Genomic DNA, 26402 nt, shown 5'->3' on the forward strand with positions numbered 1-26402 from the left:
GATCACCAGTCGGCCGGCGCACCAGAGCGCGGGCCGCTCGAGAGGGGTTCCAGTGGCCACCAACAAGGCCCGGGTCAAGAGCGTCGAGGAGTCGATCCGCGACACCGAGGAGCCTGACCACCAGCTCAAGAAGAACCTCTCCGCCCTGGACCTCACGGTCTTCGGCGTGGGCGTGATCATCGGCACCGGCATCTTCGTGCTCACCGGCGAGGTGGCGAAGACCACCGCAGGCCCGGCCGTGGCGCTCTCGTTCGTGGTCGCCGGCATCGTCTGCGGGCTCGCCGCCCTCTGCTACGCCGAGTTCGCCTCGACCGTGCCGGTCGCCGGCTCGGCCTACACGTTCTCCTACGCCACGCTCGGCGAGCTGATCGCCTGGATCATCGGGTGGGACCTCGTGCTCGAGCTCGCGCTCGGCGCCGCGACGGTCGCGGTCGGCTGGTCGGGCTACCTCAACCAGCTGCTCGGTGACCTCGGCATCCCGCTGCCCACGTCGATCGCGGGCGAGGAGGCGACGGTCAACATCCCGGCCATCGTGATCGTCGCGATCATGACCTCGGTGCTCGTCCTCGGGATCAAGTTCTCCTCCCGGGTCACCTCGGTGATCGTGGCCATCAAGCTCGCGATCGTGCTGCTGGTGATCGTGGTCGGCCTCTTCTACGTGAAGGCCGCCAACTACACGCCCTTCATCCCGCCGGCCGAGCCCACCGAGACCGGCAGCGGCTGGAGCGCACCGCTGATCCAGACGCTGTTCGGCTTCGCCCCCAGCACCTTCGGGGTGGGCGGCATCCTCGCCGGCTCCGCCATCGTCTTCTTCGCCTTCATCGGCTTCGACATCGTGGCCACCGCCGCCGAGGAGACCAAGGAGCCCAAGCGCGACCTGCCCCGCGGCATCCTCGGCTCGCTGGCGATCTGCACGCTGCTCTACGTCGCCGTCTCGCTGGTCGTGGTGGGCATGCAGAAGTACACCGACCTGTCGACCGAGGCGCCGCTGGCCGACGCCTTCCGCAGCGTCGGGCTGCCGTTCCTGTCCGGGGCCATCTCCGTCGGCGCGCTCGCCGGGCTGACCTCCGTCGTGATGATCCTGATGATGGGCCAGTCCCGGGTGCTGTTCGCGATGAGCCGGGACCACCTGCTGCCGCCGGCCCTCGGCGCCGTGCACCCCAAGCACGGGACGCCGTACAAGATCACGCTGATCACCGGGGCGTTCGTCGCGCTGCTGGCCGGGTTCATCCCGCTCGGCGTGCTGGCCGAGCTGGTCAACATCGGCACGCTGTTCGCCTTCGTGCTGGTCTCGATCGGCGTCATCGTGCTGCGGCGGACCCGCCCCGAGCTGCCGCGCTCCTTCCGCGTGCCGCTGGTGCCCGTGCTCCCGATCGTCTCCGCGCTGGCCTGCATCTACCTGATGCTCAACCTCCCCGGTGAGACCTGGGCCCGGTTCGCTGTCTGGATGGTGCTCGGCGTCGTCGTCTACTACGCCTACGGCCGCCGGAACTCCCGGTTCTCCGTCAGGGGCGCGGCCGAGCGCCAGGCGGCCGGCCAGCAGGCCGGCGGGGAGCGGTGACGGCGGGGCCTCACCCCCCGGGGTGAGGCCCGGCCCGCCCGTCCTCCGGGGGGACGGCGCGGCACCCGACCTGATCAGGGACACCCGTCCCCGGTCAGGAGGTCCCCGTGCCGAGCGCCCTCGTCGACGCCCGCACCACACTGGTCGCCCCCGCGACCCGGTCGCCGCGCCGGCTGCCGGCCCCGGTCGCGGCCGCGGCAGCGCTCGCGGTGCTCCAGTCCCTCGGCCTGCTCGCGCTCGGTCTGACCAGCCTGGACGGCGTCTTCGGCACCGGCGTGCGGCCGGACGGCCTGCTCGTCGCCGTCACGCTGGTGCTGCTCGCCGGCTGGGTCGTGCTGTGCGCCGGCGGCGGGGCCAGCCTGGTCGACGGCGCGGGCCGCCAGCTGCTCGTCGCGGTCGCCTGCGGCGAGATCGTGCTGCTGCTCGTGCTCGCCGTCGCCGGCGTGCTCGGCGCGGACGGCGTCTGGGTGCTCGCGCTCGGCCCGCTGCGGGCGCTGCCCGTGCCGGCCCTGGCGCTGCTCACCCTCGGCGTGCCCACCGCGAAGCTGCTGCTGGCCACGGCCCCGTCGTCCGCGGCGTGGGTGGCCGCGGGTGGCCGGCCGCGGACCCCCCGTCCGGCCGTGGACGGGGAGCGCCGCGTGCTGCGCGGGGTCACCGTGGCCTGCATCGGGCTCGCCCTGACCGGCGTCGCCGTGCTCGGCGGCCCGGCCGCTCCCGTGGCACCGCCGAGCACCGCCGCCGTCGTCGACGGCACCTGACCCGGGGAACCGCCGGAAGCCGCTGGACGGCGGTCACTACCCTCAGGCCGTGACAGATCGGCACATCCTCACCGCCGTCGCCTGGCCCTACGCCAACGGCCCGCGGCACATCGGGCACGTCTCGGGTTTCGGCGTCCCCTCCGACGTCTTCAGCCGGTACCACCGGATGGCCGGCGACAAGGTGCTGATGGTGAGCGGCACCGACGAGCACGGGACGCCGATCACCGTCGCCGCCGACGCCGAGGGCGTGACCCCGCGGGAGATCGCCGACCGGAACAACCGGGTCATCGTGCAGGACCTGCAGAGCCTCGGGCTGAGCTACGACCTGTTCACCCGGACGACGACGGTCAACCACCGCTCGGTGAGCCAGGAGATCTTCCTCGGGCTGCTGAAGAACGGCTACGTCTTCCCGCAGACCACGCTCGGCGCGATCAGCCCGTCGACCGGGCGCACGCTGCCCGACCGCTACATCGAGGGCACCTGCCCGATCTGCGGCTACGACGGCGCCCGCGGCGACCAGTGCGACAACTGCGGCAACCAGCTCGACCCGACCGACCTGATCAACCCGGTCAGCCGGATCAACGGCGAGACGCCGAAGTTCGTGGAGAGCGAGCACTACTTCCTCGACCTGCCGGCCTTCGCCCGGGCCCTGGGCGACTGGCTGGCCACCCGCACCAACTGGCGCTCCAACGTCCTGAACTTCAGCGTCAACCTGCTCGAGGACCTCAAGCCGCGCAGCTACACCCGGGACATCGACTGGGGCGTTCCGGTGCCGCTGGACGGCTGGCGGGACCGCGACGACAAGCGGATCTACGTCTGGTTCGACGCGGTGGTCGGCTACCTGTCGGCGTCCATCGAGTGGGCCCGCCGCTCCGGTGACCCCGAGGCGTGGCGGCAGTGGTGGCAGACGCCGGACTCGGCCGCCTACTACTTCATGGGCAAGGACAACATCGTCTTCCACGCCGAGATCTGGCCCGCGCAGCTGCTGGGCTACAACGGCGAGGGCGACAAGGGCGGGACGCCGGGGTCCTACGGCCGGCTCAACCTGCCCACCGAGGTGGTGTCGAGCGAGTTCCTGACCATGGAGGGGCGCAAGTTCTCCTCCTCGCGCAACGTCGTCATCTACGTGCGCGACTTCCTCGCCCGCTACGACGCCGACGCGCTGCGCTACTTCATCGCCGTCGCCGGCCCGGAGAACCAGGACACCGACTTCACCTGGGCGGAGTTCCTGCGCCGCAACAACGACGAGCTGGTCGCCGGCTGGGGCAACCTGGTCAACCGCTCGGTGTCGATGGCGGCCAAGAACATCGGCGCCGTCCCGACCCCGGGGGAGCTGACCGACGCCGACCGCGCGCTGCTGGCCACCACGTCGGGGGCGTTCTCCGCCGTCGGCGACCTGCTGGCCCGCAACCGGCAGAAGGCCGCCGCCACCGAGGCGATGCGGATCGTGGGCGAGGCGAACAAGTACCTCTCCGACCAGGCGCCGTGGAAGCTCAAGGAGGACCCGGCCCGCCGGGACACCGTGCTGCACACCGCGCTGCAGGCGATCAAGGACTGCAACACGCTGCTCACGCCGTTCCTCCCGCACTCCTCGCAGCAGGTGCACGAGCTGCTCGGCGGGACCGGGACCTGGTCGGTGGCCCCGCGCATCGACGAGGTCACCGACCTCGACGACGGGTCGCCGTACCCGATCATCACCGGGTCCTACGGCGAGGCGCAGGCGGTCTGGGCGTCCACGCCGCTGGCCCCGCCGGGCACCCCGCTCGCCGCGCCCACGCCGGTCTTCACCAAGCTCGACCCCTCGATCGTCGAGGAGGAGCTGGCCCGGCTCGAGGCCGGTGGGAAGAGCAGCACGGACGGCGAGGCGTGAGCCGGTCGACCGCCGCGCGCGCCAACCGGCGGGGCGATCCGGTCCCGTCCCCGGAGCCGCTGCCGGCGCCGGCGGTCGACAGCCACACCCACTTCGACTTCGCCGTCGGCGGGGAGGACCGCCGGCCGGAGGACGCCGACGTCGACGCGGCCATCGACGCCGCGGTGGCGGTCGGCGTCCCGCGGCTGGTGCAGACCGGGGTGGACGTCGCCTCGTCGCAGTGGTCGGCCGCGCTGGCCGAGCGCCGTCCGGAGGTGCTCGCCGCCGTCGCGCTGCACCCGAACGACGCCGGGGCGGGTGCGGCGAGCGAGACGGCGCTGGCCGAGATCGACCGGCTCGCGGCGCTGCCGCGGGTGCGGGCGGTGGGGGAGACCGGCCTGGACCGGTACCGCACCGGCGAGGACGGCTGGGCGGCGCAGGAGGCGTCGTTCCGGGCGCACATCGACATCGCCAAGCGGCACGGGCTGGCGCTGCAGATCCACGACCGGGACGCGCACCAGGAGATCCTCCGGGTGCTGGAGGAGGAGGGGCCGCCGGAGCACGTCGTCTTCCACTGCTTCTCCGGCGACGCCGGCTTCGCCCGGCAGTGCATCGACCGGGGGTACGTGCTGTCGTTCGCCGGCACGCTGACCTTCGCGAACGCCGGCTACCTGCGGGAGGCCGCGGCCAGCACGCCGCTGGACCAGCTGCTCACCGAGACCGACGCGCCGTTCCTCACGCCGATGCCGCACCGCGGGCGGCCGAACGCCGCCCGGCTCGTGCCGCTGACGGTGCGCGCCCTGGCGGAGGTCACCGGCACCGACCTCGAGCAGCTCTGCGCCACCCTCTCCGCCACCGCCGAACGGGTCTTCGGCAGCTGGTGACCAGCGGTCCCCGCGACGGGGGCCGCGGGCGGTACCGCCTCGCCGGGGATCCGGGGCACACTGGGCGCGTGGGCCGCCTCATCGCCGTCGTGCTCTTCATCGCCCTGCTCGCGCCGGCCGGACTGCTGGCCCGGGCCTGGTCGCTGGCCTCCGGTCGCCGGGCGGTCGCGTCGGCCGCCGTGGAGTTCGTGCCGACCACGCCCCCGGCGACGGCCCAGCTGGCCCGGCAGGCCGCCCACGGCCGCCGGGTCCGCAAGCTCGGGTTCGCCCTCGGCGTGGCCCTGGTGGTGCTGTCGGTCGTCCTCTTCGCCGAGGCGTCGGTCTTCCTGTGGGTGCCCGCCCTGGCCGTCGGCCTGCTCGCCGGCGTGCTGCTGGCCGAGGCGACCCGCCCGCGGGCCCGCTGGGCGCTCAGCGACCCGCCCCGCCGACCCCGCCGCGGGGAGCAGATCTCGCCGGGGCTGCTGTGGACCATGCGCGGCACCGTCGCGGGCGACGTCCTCGCGGCGCTGTGGCTGGCCGACGACCTGGGCACCGCACCGACCGTGATCGCCCTGGCGGTGCCGCTGGCCGGGTGGCTGCTCGCCGAGGCCGCGCTGCTGCGGGTGCTGGCGCGCCCGCTGCCCGCCGAGGGGGCCGACGTGCCGATCGACGAGGCGCTGCGCACCTGGACCGCTCACCTGGTGGTCGCCGCGGCGACGGTGCTGTCGGTCCTGCCGCTCGGCGCGCTGCTGCTGCGCGCGGCGATCGACCTCGACGACCGCATCGCCGGCGACGGGGCCGGGCTGCTCCCGGTCGCCCTGGTCGCCGGCGGCTTCACCGCGATCCTGGCCGGGTTGGTGGTCGCCGGCTTCCTGGTCACCTGGCTGCGCCCGGTGCAGCAGACCTCGCACGCGCTGGCCTGAGGTGGCCCGGTACCCAGCTCGTCCCAAGATCATCGTGTGGGCTTCCCCACGTGGTCACCCGGTGGTCTGAGCGTCCAGCACGGCGTGTGCCTCACGGTGCGTGTCGGCGCGCCTCCAGAGCGACTGGTCGACATGGTGGTTTCTTGATCAGGCACCGTTGTCTTCCGAAGGCGTTCGTTATCGTGTCGTGACCGACCAGCCGGGGTGGGGAACACCTGGGCGACCGGTCCGCCGGTCCGGAGAACTCCCGGACCCGGACCACCGTCGGGCCGTGCGATGCCGGGCGCCACCTCGGGTGGGGTCCCGCTGGCTGCTGCCCGCGTTCCCCTGCCCGGGTCCAGTGACCCGTGGATGTGTTGTGCGCCGATCCGTGAAGCTCAGTCTCCTCGCCCTGGTCCTGCTGGGCCTGGTGGGCGGTTCTGCCGCCTGGTTCCTCGCCCAGAAGACGGTGACGATCACCGTCGACGGCCAGGCGCGCGAGGTCACCACCTACGCCGACACGGCGGGTGAGGTGCTGGCCGACGAGGGGCTGGAGCTCGCGTCGCACGACGTCGTCCTGCCCGCCCAGGACGCCGCCGTCGACGACGGCGACACCATCGTGCTCAACCGTGCGCGGCCGCTGTCGCTGACCGTCGACGGCGTGCGCAGCCAGGTCTACACGACCGCGCTGTCGGTCGACGGCGCGCTCGACGAGCTCGGCTACCGCGCGGAGAACCTGGTCCTGTCGGCCAGCCGCAGCGAGCGCCTCCCGCTGGACGGCATGGACCTCTCGATCGCCACCGCCAAGGACGTCACCCTCGTCGCCGACGGCCGGCAGCAGGTGGTCACCACCACCGCGCAGACCGCCGGCGAGCTGCTGGCCGAGCAGGGCATCACCCTCTCGCCGACCGACCGCACCTCGCTCTACCCGGCCCAGCCGCTGCTGGACGCGATGGTGCTGCGGGTGACCCGGGTGCAGGTCGAGGACGTCACCGAGGTGCAGCCGGTGGACTACGCCACCGTCGAGACCGACGACCCCGAGGCCTACGAGGGCGACCGCACGGTCACCCAGGAGGGCGTCGAGGGCGAGCAGACCGTCACCTGGCGGGTCACCCGCACCGACGGCGTCCAGACCGGCCGCGAGCAGGTCGGCGTCGCCGTCACCACGCCGCCGGTCGACGAGCTGGTCAGCGTGGGCACCAAGGAGCAGCCGGTCGCCGCCGCCAGCACCGCGGTGGTCTCGGCCGACGGCCTGAACTGGGCCGCGCTGGCCCAGTGCGAGTCCGGCGGCCGGCCGAACGCGGTCAGCGCCAGCGGCACCTACCGCGGCATGTACCAGTTCTCCCGGGCCACCTGGGCCGGCGTGGGTGGCACCGGTGACCCGGCCGCCGCCTCCGTGGCCGAGCAGACGATGCGTGCGCAGATGCTCTACGCGCGCAGTGGTGCCGGCCAGTGGGGCTGCGGCAGCCACCTCTTCGACTGAGCGACGAACTGAGCACCGACCCCGAGCACGGCGACGGCCTGCTGGGCCCGGCCGCGATCCGCGACCTGGCCCAGCAGCTCGAGCTGCGACCGACCAAGACCCTCGGCCAGAACTTCCTGCACGACGCCAACACCATCCGGCGGATCGTGCGCACCGCCGACCTCGGCCCGGACGACGTCGTCTGCGAGGTCGGCCCGGGGCTGGGCTCGCTGACCCTCGGTCTGCTGCCGGCCTGCGCGCACGTCACCGCCGTGGAGATCGACCCGATGCTGGCCGAGCAGCTGCCGCGGACGGTCGCCGACCGGCTGCCCCGGTACGCCGACCGGCTGACCGTGGTGACCGCGGACGCGCTGCGGGTCACCGAGCTGCCCGGACCGCCGCCCACCGCGCTGGTGGCGAACCTGCCGTACAACATCGCCGTCCCGGTGCTGCTGCACCTGCTGGAGCTGCTGCCCTCGCTGCGCAGCGCGCTGGTGCTGGTGCAGGCGGAGGTGGCCGACCGGCTCGCCGCCGGGCCGGGGACGCCGTCCTACGGCGTGCCGAGCGTGAAGGCGGCCTGGTACGCCGACGTGCGCCGGGCCGGCAACGTCCCCCGGCCGGTGTTCTGGCCGGTGCCCAACGTCGACTCCGGGCTGGTCGCGCTCACCCGGCGGCCGTCGCCGCCCGGGGACCGGGCCGCCACCTTCGCCGCCGTCGACGCCGCCTTCGCCACCCGGCGCAAGGGGCTGCGCGCGGCGCTGGCGCGCTGGGCGGGGAGCCCCGCGGCGGCCGAGGTCCGGCTGCGCGCGGCCGGCATCGACCCCACCACCCGGGGCGAGCAGCTCTCGGTGACCGACTTCGCCCGGCTGGCCGCCACCGCCCCCGTGCCCGACGGGGGGCGGTAGCGCGTGCGTCGACCGGCAGGCAGGGTGGCCCGGTGAGGAACGCGACGTCCGGTGGACCCGGCAGGCTGGCCGGCAACGGCGCCGTCGCCGCGCGGGCACCGGCGAAGGTCAACGTGCACCTGGGCGTCGGGAAGCTGCGCCCGGACGGCTACCACGAGCTGCAGACGGTGTACCTCGCCGTCTCGCTGTTCGACACGGTCACCGTGCGGCGCGCCGAGGGGCTCTCGCTCACCGTCCGCGGTGAGGGTGCCGGCGACGGCCGCGGCCCGTCGAGCGTGCCGCTGGACCGGCGGAACCTGGTCTGGCAGGCCGCGGAGCTGCTGGCCCGGCACGCGGGCATCTCGGCCGACGCGGACCTGGAGATCGACAAGACGATCCCGGCCGCCGCCGGGCTGGCCGGGGGCAGCGCGGACGCCGCCGCGGCGCTGGTCGCCCTGGACGCCCTCTGGGGCACCCGGGCCACCCGCGGCGACCTCGCCACGCTCGCCGCGCAGCTGGGCAGCGACGTGCCGTTCAGCCTGCTCGGCGGGGTCGCCCTGGGCACCCACCGCGGCGAGCGGTTGTCCCCGGTGCTGGCCCGCCGGCGGTGGGACTGGGTGCTGGGCATCGCCGGGGACGGGTTGTCGACCCCGGCCGTCTACGCCGAGCTCGACGAGATGCGGGCGGCCGGGACGCTGCCCGACGGTGCGGAGCTGGCCTCGACCGAGCCGGTCATCGCCGCGCTGCGCAGCGGACCGACGCAGGCGCTGGCGGCCGCGCTCAGCAACGACCTGCAGCCCCCGGCGATCCGGCTGCGCCCGGAGCTGCGCCGGGCGCTGCGGGCCACCTCGGACGCCGGTGCGCGCGCCGCGCTGGTCAGCGGGTCGGGGCCGACCGTGGCCGGGCTGGCCGACGACGAGGACACCGCCGTGCGGCTGGCCGCCGAGCTCGCCGGCGCCGGCGTCTTCCGGACGGTCCGTGCGGTGCACGGGCCGGTGCACGGGGCCCGGCTCGTCGGCTGAACCCCGGACCGGCGCCGGCCGTGACCCACGGGGCGCGAGGGGCGGCCGGCCCGCCCGCGACCGGAGTGCTGGGTGCCCGGACCGGGACCCGGCCCTAGGCTCACGGGCGGGGCACCGGTGGTCCACCGGCGTCCCGCGCCGTCGCACCGCCGGTGCGCGACCGCTCCGTGCGGCCCGCCCGGCGATGGGGGATGGGGTAATCGGCAGCCCGCCGGCCTTTGGAGCCGGGAAGTCTCGGTTCGAGTCCGAGTCCCCCAGCCAGTCCGCGCCGCCGGCCCGCCGTGGCCGGTGCCCCGCCGCGTCCGCACCACCCGCCACCGCGAGGAGAACCGTGAGCCTGCCCCAGACCCCGCCCACCGCCGGCCCCGGCGGCGACGTCGGCGCCGTCGTCGTCCTCGCCGCCGGCCAGGGCACCCGGATGCGCTCGGCCACCCCCAAGGTGCTGCACCGGCTCGGTGGCCGGTCGATGCTCGGGCACGTGCTGGCCGCGGCCGCCCCGCTGGGCGCCGCCCGCACCGTCGTCGTCGTCGGCTCCGGCCGGGAGATGGTGACCGAGCACCTGGCGGACGTCGCGCCGGAGGCCGCCGCCGTCGTCCAGGAGCAGCAGCTCGGCTCCGGGCACGCCGCGGCGGTCGCGCTCGACGCCCTCGGCGAGGTCTCCGGCGCGGTGCTCATCGTCAACGGCGACGCCCCGCTGCTGCGCGCCGAGACGCTCAGCACGCTGGTGCAGGCCCACCGGGACGCCGGCGCGGCACTCACCGTGCTCACCGCCGAGGTCGCCGACCCGACCGGGCTGGGCAGGATCGTCCGGGACGGCGACGGCGGCGTGCGGGCCATCGTCGAGGAGCGGGACGCCGACCCCGCCACCCGCGCCATCGCCGAGGTCAACGCCGGCGTCTACGTCGGGGACGCCGCCGCCGTGCGGGAGGCGCTCAGCCGGGTCGGCGCCGCGAACGACCAGGGCGAGATCTACCTGACCGACGTCCTCGGGCTGCTTGTCTCCGACGGGCGCCCGGTGGGCGGCCACCGCGCGGACGACGCCGCCGACACGCTGGGCTGCAACGACCAGCGCGAGCTCGCCGACCGGCGCCGCACGCTCAACGACCGGGTGCTCGACCGGCTGATGCGCGCCGGCGTGGTGGTCGTCGACCCGATGACCACCTGGGTCGACGTCACCGCCGACGTCGCGGCCGAGGCCGTGCTGCAGCCGGGCACCCAGCTGCTCGGCGCCACGACCGTCGGCGCCGGCGCGGTGGTCGGGCCGGACACCACGCTGCTGGACACCGAGGTCGGCGAGGGCGCCTCGGTCGTCCGCTCGCACGTCACCCTGTCGGTGGTCGGCCCCGCCGCCAGCGTCGGCCCGTTCAGCTACCTGCGCCCGGGCACCGAGCTGGCCCGCGCCGCGAAGGTGGGCGCCTTCGTCGAGACCAAGAACGTCCAGGTCGGTGAGGGCTCCAAGGTGCCGCACCTGTCCTACGTCGGGGACGCCACCATCGGGCGGGGGTCGAACGTGGGCGCGGCGACGGTGTTCGTCAACTACGACGGCGTCGCCAAGCACCGCACCGAGATCGGCGACCACGTGCGGATCGGCTCGGACACGATGCTCGTGGCTCCGCTCACCGTGGGCGACGGCGCGTACACCGCCGCCGGGTCGGTGATCACCGAGGACGTGCCGCCCGGCGCGATGGCCGTCGCCCGGGCGCACCAGCGCAATGTGGCAGGCTGGGTGAGCCGACGGCGTCCGGGGACGCCCTCGGCAGAGGCCGCCGCGGCGGCCGGTGGTGCACCGGCCGACGACGCAGCGGACACTCGACCTGCACAGTCCGAGGGTGGCCGCCACGCGGCCACCGCGGGGGACGACGACCACCAGGGACGGCGATGAGCGCGATCCGGCAGACCACCAACAAGAGCCTGATGCTCTTCTCGGGGCGGGCCTACCCCGAGCTGACCACGGAGATCGCCGGTCACCTGGGGGTGACCCCGACCCCGACCGCCTCCTACGAGTTCGCCAACGGTGAGCTCTTCGTGCGGTTCGAGGAGTCGGTGCGCGGCTGCGACGCCTTCGTCGTGCAGAGCCACACCGCACCGATCAACACCTGGCTCATGGAGCAGCTGATCATGGTCGACGCGCTCAAGCGCGCCTCGGCCAAGCGGATCACCGTCGTCGCACCGTTCTTCCCCTACGCCCGGCAGGACAAGAAGCACCGCGGCCGGGAGCCGATCTCCGCCCGGCTCGTCGCCGACATGTTCAAGACCGCGGGCGCCGACCGGCTGATGGCCGTCGACCTGCACACCGCGCAGATCCAGGGCTTCTTCGACGGCCCGGTCGACCACCTCTTCGCGATGGACCTGCTCATCGAGGACGTCAAGAAGAAGTGGGGCGACCGCGACCTCACCGTCGTCTCGCCGGACTCCGGCCGCGTCCGGGTCTCCGAGCGGTGGAGCGACAAGCTCGGCGGCACGCCGCTGGCTTTCATCCACAAGACGCGGGACGTCACCCGCCCCAACGAGGTCGTCGCCAACCGCGTCGTCGGTGAGGTCGAGGGCCGGGTCTGCATCCTGGTCGACGACATGATCGACACCGGCGGCACCATCGTGAAAGCCGCCGACACCCTCTTCGCCGCCGGCGCCGCCGACGTGATCATCGCCGCCACCCACGGCGTGCTCTCCGGCCCGGCGATCGACCGGCTCAAGAACAGCCGGGTCAGCGAGGTGCTCGTCACCAACACGCTGCCGATCGAGCCGGCCCGCCAGTTCGACAAGCTGACCGTGCTGTCGATCGCCCCGCTGCTCGCCCGGGCCATCAAGGCAGTGTTCGAGGACGGCTCGGTGACGAGCTTGTTCGACGGGGCTTCGTAGGACTGTCGCCCTTCGGGCTTCCACCGCGGCCAGGAGCCGTTCCCCAGCTGCGTTGAGCCGTTGGTGCGGCGTCGTCAGGGACCCTCCGGGCCCCGTGACGGCGCCGCCGGCCCGGGCTGCGGTCCCGGGCGGGAGCCTCCGGCCCCGCGCCCGGTCCCGCAGACGCCCCTCCGGGGCGGCGGCCCGGGTCCCTCATGGTCCTGCCGTGCTCTCGCGCGCTGAAGCACCGCGCTTTCTGGCGCGAAAGCGCGGTGCTTTGTCGCGCGAAAGCGCGGTGGGGGTGTCGTGTAACCTCTCTTGTGCTGCCCGGCGAGGGAGGCGGTTCGTCCGCGCTCCGTGATCGACGTGCGTCTGCCCTCCAGGGTGTGCCGCGCTCGTGCGCCGGCCGCACAGACCCGATCCACCCTGTTGAGGAGCACACCACCGTGGCTGACTTCCGCCTCGTCGCCGAGCCCCGCACCGAGTTCGGCAAGGGCAGCGCCCGCCGGACCCGCCGGGCCGGGCGCGTCCCCGCCGTCATGTACGGGCACGGCCAGGACGTCGTCCACCTGTCCCTGCCGGCCCGCGAGTTCGCCGCCGCGCTGCGCAACGGTGGCACCAACGTGCTGCTGACCGTCGTCCTGGACGGCAAGGAGCAGCTGGCGCTGACCAAGGCCGTGCAGCGCGACCCGCTGACCCGCGTCCACGAGCACGTCGACCTGCTGGTCGTCCGCCGCGGCGAGCTGACCACCGTCGACGTCCCGGTGATCATCGTCGGTGACCCCGCGCCGGACACGATCAGCAACCACCAGCTGAACACCGTCTCGCTCGAGGCCGACGCCACCAACCTGCCCGAGTCGATCGAGGTCGACATCACCGGCCGCACCGCGGGCAACGGCATCACCGCCGGCGAGCTGCCGCTGCCGGCCGGCGCCACCCTGCTCACCGACCCCGAGGCGCTGGTCATCGGCTTCCTCGGCGCGCCGACCGCTGCGCAGCTCGAGGAGGAGCTCGCCGAGGCCGAGGCCGAGGCCGGCATCGAGCGCGACGAGTCCGACGCCGACGGCGACGTCGTGGGCGAGCCCTCCGACCAGGGCGGCGGCGAGTCCATCGAGGCCGCCGACTCCGACGAGTCCTGAGCGGACCGCTGAGCGAGAGCACGGCCCGCAGGGGCGCCGGCACTGCCGGCGCCCCTGCGGCGTCTCCTGAACCGGTCTCCGAGGGGCCGTTCCTCGTCGTCGGCCTGGGCAACCCCGGACCGGGCTACGCCGGCAACCGGCACAACGTCGGCGCGATGGTGCTGGCCGAGCTCGCCGCCCGCGCCGGCGCCAAGCTGTCCACCGGCAAGGGGCCCCGCGCCCGGGCGCTGTCGGCGGAGGGCAGGCTCGCCGGTCGCCGCGTCGTGCTGGCGCAGCCGCTCACCTACATGAACGAGTCGGGCGGCCCGGTGCGCGGGCTGCTGGACTACCACCACCTGCCGGCCACCGACCTGGTCGTGGTGCACGACGAGCTGGACCTCCCGTTCGAGACGGTCCGGCTCAAGCGCGGCGGGGGAGAGGGCGGGCACAACGGCCTGCGCTCGATCTCCCGCTCGACCGGGACCAAGGACTACCTGCGGGTGCGGGTCGGCATCGGCCGGCCCCCCGGCCGGCAGGACCCCGCCGACTTCGTGCTCAAGGACTTCTCCGCCACCGAGCGCAAGACCCTCGAGCTGCTGGTCGGCGAGGCCGCCGACGCCACCGAGCTGCTGCTCGAGCGGGGCCTGGAGACCGCCCAGAACCAGGTGCACCCCAGGAGCTGACCGGTCAGCCTCCCGCGGCCTCTGGGGTGTAGGCCCAGGCCTTGACGTAGTCGATCTGGACCCGGCCGGCGGTCGAGGCGTCCGGCTCCTCGGCCTCGGTCTGCATCGACCAGTACATCGGCACCGAGGGGATGGCCAGCGGGTCGGTCGTCGTCCTGCTCTGGCCGTCGAGGACGAAGGTCAGCGAGTCCGGGCGCCACTCGATGACCGCGGTGTGCCAGTTCTGCGGCGACCCGTCGAAGCGCTGCGCCCACTGGTTGACCGCCGGCGTCGGGCCGATCTGGTGGGAGAACCCCATGATCCAGTCGCCGGGGTCCAGTCCCGTCTCGGGGAAGTCGATCTCGCCGTCGGTCCAGTCGTTGTCGGCCGGCCAGAGCAGCCAGGAGAAGTGGTACCCCGGCACCACGTCGGCACGGAAGCGGACCTCGTAGCGCCCGTAGGTCTGCACGTGCGGCACCGGCGTGATGGAGACGACGAGCGCCTCGCCGTCCTCGGTGTGCAGGTTCTCCGTCAGCACCCCGTCGGCGACCGTGACCACGCGGCTGCTGTCGTAGAGACCCGGCCCGGTCGTGTCGTTCCAGCCGTCGTAGTCGGCCCAGCCGGGGTAGCGGTCGGCGAACTCGCCGAGCGCGGCGGGGGTGTCGAAGCCCTGGTCGATCAGCGGCGTCCACTCGGCGCCCAGCGGAGCGGGGACCGGCGCCGGGGCTGGCGTCGCCGGTGCGGGCACCGGCGGTACGGGGCTGCTGGTCGCCGCGGGTGAGGCCGGCGACGGCGACGCCGCCTGGGTCCGCTGACCCGCCGTGGTCAGCGAGACCACGACCACCAGCACGGGCACCAGGGCCCAGGGGAGCCAGCGACGTGCACCGGCCGGTCTCGAACTGCCGGGGCCGTTCCCCCGGTGGTGTTCTCTTTCGCGCACAGGTCCGCCCTCTCGTCCCCTGCATGCTCATCCGACGCCGGAGCGTGAGGAGCCGATCGGGGACCTGCTCACCCGGACGTGTGCCCGGTTCGTCCCCGATCGGGGGAAGGGCGGGCTGCGGGGACCCGATCGGGGAGCCGGGACGCCGGTCGGATGACGCTCCGTGTCCGGTCGGGTGGTCCTTCCCTGGCAGCCTGCCCCTTCGGGTGACGACATGTTGTCCGAGCGGTGACCGGCTGTGATGGTCACTGTGCGTCGCCACAGGGAGCCGATGCCGCACCGATGCGGCCGGCTCCCGGCGACGTGATGACAGGAAGTCACCGACCAGGTCCTAGGGGGACACGTTGCTGCTGGAACGCGCTGAGGCCGTGTCGGTCGTCGATCCCGTCGCAGGTGCGCTGCGCAGCGCGGGGTCGATCGACCGGCTGCCCACCCCCACCACCCCGCGCGACCCCTGGGCCGCCCGGCACCGCCGCCGGCTGGTCGGCGCCGAGGTCGTCCTCGCGGCCGCCGCGGCGCTGGTGGTGCTGGTCGCCCACGACGGCGTGGTGCCGCCGGCCGGTGGCCTGTTCTGGGCCAGCGTCTCTCTCGTCCTCGCCTGGCCGCTGCTGCTCGCCGTGACCGGCGCCTACGAGGAGCGCACGTTCGGCATCGGCAGCGACGAGTTCCACCGGATCGGCCGCGCCGGCCTGCTGCTGCTGGCCGGGCTGGGCTTCCTCAGCTATGCCGCCGAGCTCGACCTCAGCCGCGGACTGGTCGTCGTCGGCGTCCCGGCGCTGGCCCTGGCCACCGTCGTCGAGCGGTACGGCGCCCGCCACCTCCTGCACCGCCAGCGGCTGCAGGGCCGGTGCGTCAAGCGGGTCGTGGTCGTCGGCCGGGGCGGCGCCGTCCTGGAGCTGGTCGACCGGCTCTCCCGCACCTCGCACGCCGGGCTGCAGGTCGTCGCCGCCTGCGTGACGCCCGACGACCGGGCCCGGGTCGCGCGGGTGGTCGGCCTGCCGGTCGCCGGCCTGGACGACGTGGTCGCCACCGCCGCCCGGGTGCAGGCCGACACCATCGCGGTGACCTCGGCCAGCGAGACCGCCGCGCAGTACCTGCGGTCGCTGTCCTGGCAGCTCGAGGGCACCGGGCTGGAGCTCCTGGTCGCGCCCGGCCTCGTCGAGGTCGCCGGCCCGCGGCTGCACATCCGGCCCTTCGACGGGCTGCCGCTGCTGGCCGTCGAGCAGCCCCGGTTCGAGGGGTGGCGCCGGGTGGTCAAGACGGTGCTGGACCGCTCGGTCGCGCTCGGCGCGCTGCTCGTGCTGGCCCCGCTGTTCGGCGCCCTCGCGCTGGCCGTGCGGCTGACCAGCCCCGGCGGCGTCTTCTACCGGCAGGAGCGGATCGGCCTGAACGGCGAGCCGTTCACGATGCTCAAGTTCCGCAGCATGGTGTCCGGTGCCGACCAGCAGGTGGCCGGGCTCTCCGACGGCAACGACGCCGACGGCCTGCTGTTCAAGATGCGCTCCGACCCGCGGGTGACCCCGGTCGGCCGCTGGCTGCGCCGGCTCTCCCTGGACGAGCTGCCGCAGCTGGTCAACGTGCTCACCGGCACGATGTCGCTGGTGGGCCCGCGCCCCCCGCTGCCGCAGGAGGTGGCCCGCTACGACAGCTCGGTGAGCCGTCGGCTGCTGGTCAAGCCGGGCCTGACCGGGCTGTGGCAGATCTCCGGGCGCAGCGACCTCCCGTGGGAGGAGGCCGTCCGGCTGGACCTGCGGTACGTGGAGAACTGGTCGCTCGCCCTGGACCTGCAGATCCTCTGGAAGACCGCCCGGGCCGTGGCCACCGCCTCCGGGGCCTACTGACCCGAGTACTCCCTCTGAGTGACGGCGTCAACCACTTCGGTGATGACGCCGTCACGCAGAGCCGATGGTCTCCCCAGCACACCCGTGGCCTGGCCTCGGCGTGCCGGCCCCGCGTCCCGCGCGGCCGGCAGGCCGACCGGACGCCGGGACGGACGCACGGGGAGAAACGGAGCGGCAGACATGCCACGGAACACGTCGGGGAAGCTGCGCATCGCGCTGGTCGGTACGCGTGGGGTCCCGGCGCGGTACGGCGGCTTCGAGACCGCGGTCGAGGAGGTCGGCCACCGGCTGGCCGACGCCGGCCACGAGGTCGTCGTCTACTGCCGCACCGCCGCGGACGAGCCCCGCCCGGAGACGCACCTGGGCATGCAGCTGGTCCACCTGCCCGCCATGCGCCGCCGGTCGCTGGAGACGCTGAGCCACACCGGTCTGTCGGTGGCCCACCTGCTGGCCCACCGGGTCGACGCGGCGATCGTCTTCAACGCGGCGAACGCACCGTGGCTGCCGCTGCTGCGCGCCGCCCGCATCCCGGTCGCCACCCACGTCGACGGCCTGGAGTGGAAGCGCGCCAAGTGGGGCGGCACCGGCAAGCGCTACTACCGCGTGGTCGAGGCGCTGTCGGTCCGCTGGTCCGACGCGCTCATCGCCGACGCCCAGGGCATCGCCGACTACTACCGCGACGAGTTCGCCGCCTCCACCGAGCAGATCGCCTACGGCGCCCCCAAGATCGCCGGCGGCAGGTCGGAGAAGCTGGCCGACGTCGGGCTCACCCCGCGCGGGTTCCACCTGGTGGTCGCGCGCTTCGAGCCGGAGAACCACGTGCACGTCATCGTCGACGGCTACCGCCGCAGCGGGGCCACGCTGCCCCTGGTCGTGGTCGGCTCGGCGCCCTACGCCGACGAGTACACCCGGCAGGTGCACGAGCTGTCCGACGACCGGGTCCGCTTCCTCGGTGGCGTCTGGGACCAGGAGCTGCTCGACCAGCTCTACGCCAACTGCGCGACCTACCTGCACGGCCACTCGGTGGGCGGCACCAACCCCTCGCTGCTGCGCGCCATCGGCGCGGGTGCGGCGACCATCGCCTTCGACGTGGCGTTCAACCGCGAGGTCCTGCAGATCAGCGGCCGGTACTTCAGCACCCCCGACGACGTCGCCGTCGAGGTGACGGCGGCCGAGGCAGACCCGGCGGCGGTCCGCCGGGACGGCAACAGCGCCCGGGTGATGGCCGCCCGGTACGACTGGGACGACGTCGCCGCCCGGTACGAGGCGCTCTGCGCCCGGCTGGCGGCCCGCGACTTCCCGCGCTCCCGCCCCAGCGGCCGCCGCCGGGAGCAGCCGGCCACGCCGGCCGCGCCGGTCGCCGTGCTGCCCCCGGCTCCCCGCCGCCCGCTGGACGAGCCCGTGCCCCTGCGGGTGGCGGTCGGAGCCGAGGTCCTCCCGGTCGAGGCGCCGACGGCCCGGGCGGCCCAGGCGTGAGCGCGGTGCTGGACACCCCGGCCCCGCCCGGGCCGGGCCCGGCGGAGACCTTCGGGCAGACCCTGGCCCGGCTCGGCGGCGCGCAGAAGGGCGCCCTCGGCGCGCCCGCCTACTCCCGGTTCGTCAACCGGAGGATGGGCCGGTTCCTGGCCGCCGCGGCGTACCACGCCGGCCTCACCCCCAACGCGGTCACCGGCATCAGCGCCGCGTTCTCCGCCACCGGCATCGCGCTGCTCGCCCTCGTCGCGCCGTCCTGGCCGCTGGGGGTGGCGGTCGCCGCCTGCCTGGTCGTCGGCTACGCGCTGGACTCGGCGGACGGTCAGCTGGCCCGGCTCCGCGGCGGCGGCTCCCCGGCCGGCGAGTGGCTGGACCACATGGTCGACGCGGCGAAGGCCTCGAGCCTGCACCTGGCCGTCGCCATCGGCCTCTACCGCTTCGGCGACCTCGACGCCCGGGCCTGGCTGCTGGTGCCGCTGGCCTACTGCGTGGTCGACGGCGTCCTCTACTTCGGGACCATGCTCAACGACGCGCTCCGCGCCCAGCACGGGGTGCCGATCAGGTCCCAGCAGCGGGGGGAGCGGGCCGGCGTCCTCCGGTCGCTGCTCGTGCTGCCCACCGACTACGGGCTGCTGTGCTGCGTCTTCGTGCTCCTCGGTGCACCGGCGCTGTTCCTGTCCGTCTACACCCTCCTCCTCGTCGCGATGACGGCCTTCCTGGCCCTCGCGTCGGTCAAGTGGTTCCGCGAGATGGGCAGGTTGCCGCGATGAACGTCCCCTCCGACACCCCGACGACCCGGTCGTCCAAGCGCCGGCCGGCGGTCGCCGCCGTGCTGGCGGTCGTGGCCGCTGCGCTCGTCGTCCTGGCGCTGACCACCGGCGGCTCCGGCAGCGACCCGGCGGCCGCGTCCCCCGGGACGGCGACGTCCGCGGCCCCGACCGCCGCGCCGACGACGGTGGTGCTCGCCCCCGCCGCGGACACCCCCGCGCCGACCGGCCCGACCACCGACGCCGACGAACCGCCGGCCAACCTCGCCCCGGTGCCGCTCGACCAGCCCGCCGCGGTGGGCGACGGCGTCACCGCCCGGGTGGTCTCGCTGGACGCCGTCGACGCCACGGGCGTGGGCCCGGGCAACGTGACCGGCCCCGCGCTGCGGGTCACCGTCGCGCTGACCAACGGCAAGGCCGACGCGCTGCCCCTCGGCGGCGTCGCGGTCGACCTGGCCTCCGGGCCCGAGCTGGTGCCCGCCTCGCCGGTCAACGACCCCGCCGCGGCCCCGTTCAGCGGCACGGTCGCCGCGGGCGGGACGGCGCAGGGCGTCTACGTCTTCAGCATCGCCGCGGCCGACCGCGCCGACGTCACGCTGTCGGTCGGGTACGAGGCGGGGGCCCCGGTCCTCGTCTTCACCGGCGCCGCGTCGTGACCGGGCCGGGAGCGCGCCCGCGCGTCCTGGTGGTGCACCCGGGCGCCGAGCTCTACGGCGCCGACCGGGTGCTCGCCGAGTCCGCGTCGGCGCTGGCCACCCGGTTCGACGTCACCGTCGCGCTGCCCGGTCCCGGGCCGCTGGTCGCCGAGCTGGAGGCCCGCGGGCTGCGGGTCGTGCTGTGCCGGATGCCGGTGCTGCGCAACTCCGCGCTCCGCCCGCGGGGCGCCCTGCGGCTGCTGGCCGACACGGTGCTCGGCGCGCTGCCGGCGCTGCGCCTGCTGCGCTCCGCCGGGGAGGCCGGGGTCTACGTCAACACCCTCACGCTGCCCTCCTGGCCGCTGCTGGCCCGGCTCGCCGGACGCCGCTCGGTCTGCCACGTGCACGAGGCCGAGCAGTCCGCGCCGCGGCTGCTGCGGATCGGCATGGCGGTCTGCCCGGCGCTGGCCGACCGGGTGGTCGCCAACAGCCGGTTCTGCCTCGACGTGCTCGCCGGGACCGCGCCGTGGCTGCGCCGCCGCGCGACCGTCGTCTACAACGCCGTCGCCGCGCCCGCCGAGGTCGTGCCGGCCCGCGCGGAGCTGGCCGGGCCGGTGCGGCTGCTGTTCGTCGGCCGGCTGTCCCCGCGCAAGGGTCCGCAGGTCGCCGTGGCGACGCTGCAGGAGCTCCTCGCCCGGGGCGTCGACGCCCGGCTGCAGCTGCTCGGCTCGGTCTTCGAGGGCTACGAGTGGTTCGAGACCGAGCTGCGCGGCACCGTGGCCGCGGCCGGGCTCACCGACCGGGTCGAGCTCCTCGGCTTCCGGTCCGACGTCTGGCCGGTGCTCGCCGGCAGCGACGTCGTGCTCGTGCCCTCGGTGATGGAGGAGTCCTTCGGGCTCACCGCCGTCGAGGCCGTGCTCGCCGCCCGGCCGCTCGTGGTCAGCGACGGCAGCGGCCTCCGGGAGGCCGCCGCCGGGTACGCCAGCGCCCAGTCCGTCGCCCCGGGTGATCCCGTGCGGTGGGCGGACGCCGTCGAGCGCGTCGTCGGGGACTGGGACACCGTGCGGGCGGCCGCCGTCGTCGACGCCGCCGAGGCGCGCCGCCGGCACGCCCCGCAGCGCTACACCGAGCAGCTGGTGGCCGTCGTGGACGCGCTCACCGGGAGCGGCCCGGCCGCTGCCGTCCCGGCACCCCGCCGTCCGGTCGAGGCCGCGGCCGCGGTGTCCGGAGCAGCCCGGTGAGCACGCCCACCACCGCCGCCCGGACGCCGCTCCGGGTCCGGCCGGTGCTGATGTACCACTCGATCAGCGCGTCCACCGCCCCCGACCCGCACCGGCTGCGGGTGCACCCGGACCGGCTGGACCGGCACCTGCGCCGGCTGCGCAGGCTCGGCCTGCGCGGCGTCGGCCTCACCGAGCTGCTCCGCGCGCAGGAGCGGGGGGAGGCCGGCCGGCTGGTCGCCCTCACCTTCGACGACGGCTACACCGACTTCCTCGAGCACGCCGCACCGCTGCTCCAGCGGCACGGCATGACCGCCACCCTCTACGTCGTCGCCGGCCGGATGGACGGGGCCAACGACTGGGACTCCGGCCCGCGGCTGCCGATCATGGGCGCGGACCAGGTGCGGGCGGTCGCCGCGGCCGGGCACGAGGTGGGCAGCCACACGATGACCCACGCCCGGCTCGCCGGCGCGGACCCGGCCACGCTGACCGCTGAGGTCACGGGCAGCCGGCGGGTCCTGCAGGACGTGCTGCAGGCCGAGGTGGCCGGCTTCTGCTACCCCTACGGCGCCTACGACACCGCTGCCGCCGACGCGGTCGCGGCCGCCGGGTACGACAACGGCTGCGTCATCGGCGACTACTCCCCGGGCGACCGGTTCACCGTGCCCCGGTGCTACGTCAGCCCGCAGGACACCGCCGCGCACCTGGTCGCCCGGATGGCCCGCCACCAGCTCCTCCAGCGCGGCCGCTGACCTGCCCGCCCCGGGCCCGCTCACCCCTCGGGGGGAGCGGGCCTGGCGCATGTCCGGGAGCTGCGGCACGGCGGCCCGCAGGGGTGACGTTCGGTTACTCCGACCGGGTGACGGTCCGCGCTGACCTGCGGTTTCGTACCGTATCGGGTGACGCCGTCACTCTGGTCGGGCGTTGATTGTCACGCTTAGTGTTCATCGACTGCGCTGGCCCCGACCGGGTGCCAGGGGGGACGACGAACGGACACGAGCATGAGGGCAAGGACGGCGACCATCGCCGCACGGACCACCGCAGGTGTGGTGGGGCTGGCGCTGGCGATCGGCGTGCTGGGCGCAGCGGCACCGGCGGCCCGCGCCGACTCCGTGCCGGTGGACCCCACCAGCAGCGCGACGCCGAGCACGGTCACCGCCGACGCGCTGCCCACCGTGCAGGTCAACGGTGTGGTCTGGGCCCAGGTCGTGGTCGGCAACACCGTCTACGCCGCGGGCAAGTTCACCTCCGCCCGCCCGGCCGGTGCCGCCGCCGGCACGCAGGAGACCGTCCGCAACAACATGCTCGCCTACGACATCCGCACCGGTGCGCTGATCACGTCCTTCGCGCCGGACCTCAACGCCCAGGCGCTGGCCGTCGCGGCCTCGCCCGACGGCAGCCGGGTGTACGTCGCCGGTGACTTCACCGTCGCCAACGGCCAGACCCGCAAGCGCGTGGCGGCCTACGACACCGCCACCGGCCAGCTCGTGGCCGACTTCAAGCCCAGCGTGACCGGCCAGGTCCGGGCGCTCGCCGCCACCGGTTCCGCGGTGTACCTCGGCGGCAGCATCAGCGCCGTCGGCACCACCAGCCGCACCTCGCTGGCCGCCGTCTCCCCGTCCGGTGCCCTGCTCCCGTGGGCACCGGTCGCCGGCGCCGCCGCCGGGACCGACGGCAGCAAGGAGGTGCTCGCCCTGGTGGCCACCAGCGGCGGCACACAGGTCGTCGCCTCCGGCCGGTTCGCCAGCCTGAACGGCGTCGCGGCCACCGGTGTCGGCGCGCTCGACGCGGCCACCGGCGCGACCCGGCCGTTCGCGGTCAACCAGATCATCACCAACCAGGGCGCCAACTCCGCCATCTGGAACCTGTCCACCGACGGGACGACGGTCTTCGGCAGCGGCTACGACTACTACGGGCCGGGCAACCTCGAGGGCACCTTCGCCGCGAAGGCCGACGGCGGTGCGCTGGTCTCGGTGGCCTACTGCCGCGGGGACAACTACTCCAGCTACGCCACCGGCGGCGTCGTCTACATCGCCTCGCACATGCACGACTGCTCCTACGTCGGCGGCTACAGCGACATCGGCCAGTACAAGCGGGCCACCGCGTTCACCGTGGCCGCCACCCGCACGGTCACCGGCGACACGTTCCGCAACGCCAACTGGAAGGGCCAGCCGGCCAGCTCGCTGCTCGACTGGTTCCCGACCATCGCCGCCGGCACCTACACCGGGCAGAACCAGGGCTCCTGGAGCGTCGCCGGCAACAGCCAGTACGTCGTCTACGGCGGCGAGTTCCCGACCGTGAACGGCACCCGGCAGCAGGGCCTGGTCCGCTTCGCCACCACCGCGATCGCCCCGAACAAGATCGGCCCGGACGCCGCGCTGCTCAAGCCCACGGCGACCGCCGTCGGCGCCGGTGCGGTGCGGGTCGCCTGGACGGCCACCGCCGACCAGGACAGCGAGAACCTGACCTATCGCGTCTACCGCGACGGGGCGACCACCCCGTTCTACGAGACCACCCAGGCCTCGACCTGGTGGAACACCCCGACCATGGCGGTCGGTGACACCGGCCTGAGCGCCGGCACGCACACCTACCGGCTGACGGTCACCGACCCGACCGGCAACGTCGCCAAGCCCGCCGCCGTCTCGGTCGCCCTGGCCACCGGCGGTGCGGCCCGGCCCTACGCCGACGTCGTCCGGGCCGACGGCGCGACCGACCTCTGGTCGCTGGGGGAGACCTCGGGCACGACCGCCTACGACCTCGAGGGCGCGACCGACATGACCACCGGCACCGCGGTCACCCGCGGCACCGCCGGCGCCCTGACCGGTGACGCCGACACCGCCTACACCCTCACCGGCAGCACGTCGTCCTTCGCGTCGACGCGCACCGCGGTGGTCGGCCCGCAGACCTTCTCGGTCGAGGCCTGGTTCAAGACGACGTCCACGACCGGTGGCCGGATCCTCGGCTTCGGCAGCGCGTCCACGGGCGCCAGCAGCTCCTACGACCGGATGGCCTACCTGGACGCGAACGGCCGGGTGGTCTTCGGGGTCTACGACGGCGCCGCCAAGACCGTCACCAGCCCCACCGCCTACAACGACGGCCGGTGGCACCAGGTCACCGGGACGCTGAGCGCCAGCGGTCTGGTCCTCTACGTCGACGGCAAGCAGGTCGCCGCGCGCACCGACGCCGTCTCGGCGCAGGCGTTCACCGGCTACTGGCGGATCGGCTACGACAACGTCTGGGCCGGCTCCACCACCTTCACCGGCTCGATCGACGAGGTCGCGGTCTACCCGACCGCGCTGACCGCGGCCCAGGTCGCCAGCCACGTCGCCGTCGCCACCACCGGCTCGGCCCGCAACCAGGCGCCGAACGCCGCCTTCACCTCGACGGCGACCTTCCTCGACGCCGCCTTCGACGCCCGCAGCTCCAGCGACACCGACGGCACCGTCGCCGGCTACGCCTGGGACTTCGGCGACGGCACCACCGGCACCGGCCCGACCGCCACGCACGGCTACCGGGCCGCCGGAAGCTACCCGGTGACCCTGACCGTCACCGACGACGACGGCGCCACGGCCACGAAGACCGCGTCGGTCACGGTCGTCGCACCGCCGGCCAACGTCGCCCCGACCGCCGCCTTCACCGCGGTGTCCGGTGGCGCCACCGGGTCCTTCGACGCCACCGCGTCCACCGACACCGACGGCACCGTCACCGGCTGGCGCTGGTCCTTCGGGGACGGCACCACCGGCACCGGGGCCACCACCTCGCACGCCTACGCCAAGGACGGCACCTACACCGTCACGCTGACGGTGACCGACGACGACGGCGCGACCACCAGCACCACGCAGCAGGTCACCATCGTGGCCACCGTGCTGGCGGCCGACGGCTTCGGTCGGACGGTGACCGGCGGCCTGGGCACGGCCGACACCGGCGGTGCCTGGACCTCCTCGGCCGGCGCGACCCGCCAGTCGGTGGCCCCGGGCACGGCGACGTTCGCCATGACCAAGGGCACCAACACCGGCTCGTACCTGGGCACGGTGTCGGCCACCAGCTCCGACGTCCGGACGGCGTTCTCGCTGTCCTCGGTGCCGACCGGTGGTGGCGCGTTCGTCTACGTCACCGCCCGCCAGGTCGCGCTGAACACCTCCTACTCCGCGCAGGTCCGGGTGCTGGCCGACGGGTCGGTCGGGGTCTCCCTGGTCCGGTTCGCCGGCACCCCCGACGCCGTGCTCATCGGCAAGGAGGTCGTCGTGAAGGGCCTCACCTACACCGCCGGCACCGTGCTGCGGGTCGCCGTCCAGGCCACCGGCACCGCGCCGACCAGCCTGTCGGCCACGGTGTGGGCGGACGGCACCACCCAGCCGACCACCCCCACGGTCACCGCCACGGACACCACCGCGGCGCTGCAGGCGCCCGGCTCGGTGGGGCTGCTCGGGTACCTCTCCGGCAGCGCGACCAGCCCGGTCGCCGTCCGGGTGACCTCGTTCGGCGCGGTCCCGGTCGGCGGCACGCCGGCCCCCACGGCGCCGACCACCCCGACGACCCCCACCACCCCGACGACGCCGACGACCCCCGTGCCGCCGGTGACCCCGGCGAACACCGCCCCGACGGCCGCCTTCACCGCGGCCCCGGCCGGGCTGTCGGTCACGGTCGACGGCTCGGGCTCCACGGACGCCGACGGCACCGTGGTCGCCTCCGCCTGGGACTTCGGGGACGCCGGCACCGGCACGGGTGCCACCGCGACGCACACCTACGCCGCCGCGGGCAGCTACACCGTCACGCTGACCGTGACCGACGACGACGGCGCCACTGCCCGCACCCAGCGGACGGTGACCGTCACCGCCCCGGTCGTCACCGCGCCGGTCGACCCGGCTCCGCCGGCCGACGTCGTCGCCGCCGACGCCTTCGACCGGAGCGTCACCGGCGGCCTGGGCACGGCCGACGACGGCGGCAACTGGACCGTCAGCGCCGGCGCCGCCCGGCAGTCGGTGCAGGCCGGCACCGCGACGTTCGCGCTGACCAAGGGCACGAACACCGGGTCCTACCTCAGCGGGGTCGCGGAGACCAGCGTCGACGTGCAGACGGCGCTCTCGCTGTCCTCGGTGCCGACCGGTGGCGGTGCCATGGTCTACGTGGGTGCCCGCCGGGTGGACACCAACGTGGCCTACCAGGGCCGGGTGCGCTTCCTCGCCGACGGCACCGTGGGCGTCGCCCTGGTCAAGCAGGCCGGCACCAGCGACGACGTGCTCATCGGCAAGGAGGTCGTCCTCCCGGGCCTGCGCTACACGGCCGGCACGGTGCTCAACGTGCGGGTCGTCGCCACCGGCACCGGCGCCACGCAGCTGGCGGCGACGGTGTGGGTGGCCGGCACGACCGAGCCGACCACCCCGACGCTGACCGGGACCGACACCACCGCCGGCCTCCAGGCGGCCGGCTCGGTCGGGCTGACCGCCTACCTCTCGGGCAGCGCCACCGCCTCGGTGGACGTGCGGTTCAGCGACATCACCGTCACGCCGGTCGCGTGAGCCGACCGCGGGGCCGCTGACGCGGCCGCGCGGGACCCCAGTTCGGGTGACGCCCGGTGCCGCAGCAGCGGCACCGGGCGTCCGCGCG

Annotated in this window: 20 protein-coding genes and 1 tRNA gene; 20 read left to right on the forward strand and 1 reads right to left on the reverse strand. The window is 74.8% G+C overall.

All coding sequences use genetic code 11. The features are described 5' to 3' along the window. The first annotated feature begins 52 nt into the window (after positions 1–52). From MODMU_RS04545 to pth, 13 genes are all read left to right on the forward strand, one after another. On the forward strand, positions 53–1561 hold the full coding sequence (locus MODMU_RS04545) for an amino acid permease (protein ID WP_014739000.1): 1509 nt from the start codon (positions 53–55) through the stop codon (positions 1559–1561). A gap of 107 nt (positions 1562–1668) precedes the next feature. Then, positions 1669–2319: a hypothetical protein gene (locus MODMU_RS04550; RefSeq protein ID WP_014739001.1), complete on the forward strand. Its 651-nt coding sequence runs from the start codon at positions 1669–1671 to the stop codon at positions 2317–2319. 49 nt (positions 2320–2368) lie between these two features. Then, positions 2369–4189, forward strand: coding sequence for a methionine--tRNA ligase (gene metG / locus MODMU_RS04555; protein ID WP_014739002.1), 1821 nt, complete (start codon positions 2369–2371; stop codon positions 4187–4189). Beyond that, a complete protein-coding gene (locus tag MODMU_RS04560; protein ID WP_014739003.1) occupies positions 4186–5052 on the forward strand; it encodes a TatD family hydrolase in 867 nt (288 codons plus the stop codon). Before metG ends, MODMU_RS04560 begins: the two co-directional genes overlap by 4 nt. A gap of 68 nt (positions 5053–5120) precedes the next feature. Next, entirely contained in the window at positions 5121–5954 is an 834-nt protein-coding gene (locus tag MODMU_RS04565; RefSeq protein ID WP_166503397.1) for a hypothetical protein, read from the forward strand. Between the two features lie 358 nt (positions 5955–6312). Beyond that, positions 6313–7416 carry a resuscitation-promoting factor gene (locus MODMU_RS04570; protein WP_014739005.1) on the forward strand — a complete coding sequence of 368 codons (1104 nt, stop codon included), beginning with the start codon at positions 6313–6315 and terminating at the stop codon, positions 7414–7416. Beyond that, on the forward strand, positions 7386–8300 hold the full coding sequence (gene rsmA / locus MODMU_RS04575; protein WP_014739006.1) for a 16S rRNA (adenine(1518)-N(6)/adenine(1519)-N(6))-dimethyltransferase RsmA: 915 nt from the start codon (positions 7386–7388) through the stop codon (positions 8298–8300). The genes MODMU_RS04570 and rsmA overlap by 31 nt, the downstream gene beginning before the upstream one ends. Positions 8301–8332: 32 nt before the next feature. After that, a complete protein-coding gene (locus tag MODMU_RS04580) occupies positions 8333–9301 on the forward strand; it encodes a 4-(cytidine 5'-diphospho)-2-C-methyl-D-erythritol kinase (protein ID WP_014739007.1) in 969 nt (322 codons plus the stop codon). 185 nt (positions 9302–9486) lie between these two features. After that, a tRNA-Gln gene (locus tag MODMU_RS04585) sits at positions 9487–9562 on the forward strand. Between the two features lie 70 nt (positions 9563–9632). Beyond that, a complete protein-coding gene (glmU, locus tag MODMU_RS04590) occupies positions 9633–11183 on the forward strand; it encodes a bifunctional UDP-N-acetylglucosamine diphosphorylase/glucosamine-1-phosphate N-acetyltransferase GlmU (protein WP_014739008.1) in 1551 nt (516 codons plus the stop codon). Further along, complete coding sequence (locus MODMU_RS04595; protein WP_014739009.1) at positions 11180–12160, forward strand: ribose-phosphate diphosphokinase; 981 nt, start codon at positions 11180–11182, stop codon at positions 12158–12160. Before glmU ends, MODMU_RS04595 begins: the two co-directional genes overlap by 4 nt. A gap of 425 nt (positions 12161–12585) precedes the next feature. Further along, positions 12586–13278: a 50S ribosomal protein L25/general stress protein Ctc gene (locus MODMU_RS04600; protein WP_014739010.1), complete on the forward strand. Its 693-nt coding sequence runs from the start codon at positions 12586–12588 to the stop codon at positions 13276–13278. A 104-nt stretch (positions 13279–13382) separates the two neighbouring features. Beyond that, positions 13383–13940 carry an aminoacyl-tRNA hydrolase gene (gene pth, locus MODMU_RS04605; RefSeq protein ID WP_041794955.1) on the forward strand — a complete coding sequence of 186 codons (558 nt, stop codon included), beginning with the start codon at positions 13383–13385 and terminating at the stop codon, positions 13938–13940. A gap of 4 nt (positions 13941–13944) precedes the next feature. Here pth and MODMU_RS04610 read toward each other — a convergent pair whose 3' ends face one another. After that, positions 13945–14775, reverse strand: a complete 831-nt coding sequence (locus tag MODMU_RS04610; protein WP_051143925.1) for a glycoside hydrolase family 16 protein — start codon at positions 14773–14775, stop codon at positions 13945–13947. 452 nt (positions 14776–15227) lie between these two features. Between MODMU_RS04610 and MODMU_RS04615 the strand changes: the two genes are divergently transcribed. From MODMU_RS04615 to MODMU_RS04645, 7 genes are all read left to right on the forward strand, one after another. Beyond that, positions 15228–16700 (forward strand): sugar transferase, encoded by a 1473-nt coding sequence (locus MODMU_RS04615; protein WP_166503398.1) that lies wholly within the window; start codon positions 15228–15230, stop codon positions 16698–16700. 180 nt (positions 16701–16880) lie between these two features. Beyond that, entirely contained in the window at positions 16881–18176 is a 1296-nt protein-coding gene (locus MODMU_RS04620) for a DUF1972 domain-containing protein (protein ID WP_014739015.1), read from the forward strand. Further along, the gene (locus MODMU_RS04625; RefSeq protein ID WP_014739016.1) at positions 18173–18943 is read left to right on the forward strand and encodes a CDP-alcohol phosphatidyltransferase family protein; all 771 of its coding nucleotides are present in this window, start codon (positions 18173–18175) and stop codon (positions 18941–18943) included. The genes MODMU_RS04620 and MODMU_RS04625 overlap by 4 nt, the downstream gene beginning before the upstream one ends. Then, positions 18940–19596: a hypothetical protein gene (locus MODMU_RS04630; RefSeq protein WP_014739017.1), complete on the forward strand. Its 657-nt coding sequence runs from the start codon at positions 18940–18942 to the stop codon at positions 19594–19596. The genes MODMU_RS04625 and MODMU_RS04630 overlap by 4 nt, the downstream gene beginning before the upstream one ends. Then, a complete protein-coding gene (locus MODMU_RS04635; RefSeq protein ID WP_014739018.1) occupies positions 19593–20816 on the forward strand; it encodes a glycosyltransferase in 1224 nt (407 codons plus the stop codon). The genes MODMU_RS04630 and MODMU_RS04635 overlap by 4 nt, the downstream gene beginning before the upstream one ends. Then, positions 20813–21547 carry a polysaccharide deacetylase family protein gene (locus MODMU_RS04640; protein ID WP_014739019.1) on the forward strand — a complete coding sequence of 245 codons (735 nt, stop codon included), beginning with the start codon at positions 20813–20815 and terminating at the stop codon, positions 21545–21547. Before MODMU_RS04635 ends, MODMU_RS04640 begins: the two co-directional genes overlap by 4 nt. Positions 21548–21796: 249 nt before the next feature. Beyond that, the gene (locus tag MODMU_RS04645; protein WP_014739021.1) at positions 21797–26314 is read left to right on the forward strand and encodes a PKD domain-containing protein; all 4518 of its coding nucleotides are present in this window, start codon (positions 21797–21799) and stop codon (positions 26312–26314) included. The last annotated feature ends 88 nt before the right edge of the window (positions 26315–26402 follow it).

The sequence above is a fragment of the Modestobacter italicus genome (assembly GCF_000306785.1).
Lineage (GTDB): Bacteria > Actinomycetota > Actinomycetes > Mycobacteriales > Geodermatophilaceae > Modestobacter > Modestobacter italicus.

Excerpts from the sequence above, each read along its gene's own strand:
- MODMU_RS04595 (WP_014739009.1), top strand. The coding sequence starts at position 11,180 with ATGAGCGCGATCCGGCAGACCACCAACAAGAGCCTGATGCTCTTCTCG.
- MODMU_RS04620 (WP_014739015.1), top strand. The coding sequence starts at position 16,881 with ATGCCACGGAACACGTCGGGGAAGCTGCGCATCGCGCTGGTCGGTACG.
- MODMU_RS04630 (WP_014739017.1), top strand. The coding sequence starts at position 18,940 with ATGAACGTCCCCTCCGACACCCCGACGACCCGGTCGTCCAAGCGCCGG.
- MODMU_RS04645 (WP_014739021.1), top strand. The coding sequence starts at position 21,797 with ATGAGGGCAAGGACGGCGACCATCGCCGCACGGACCACCGCAGGTGTG.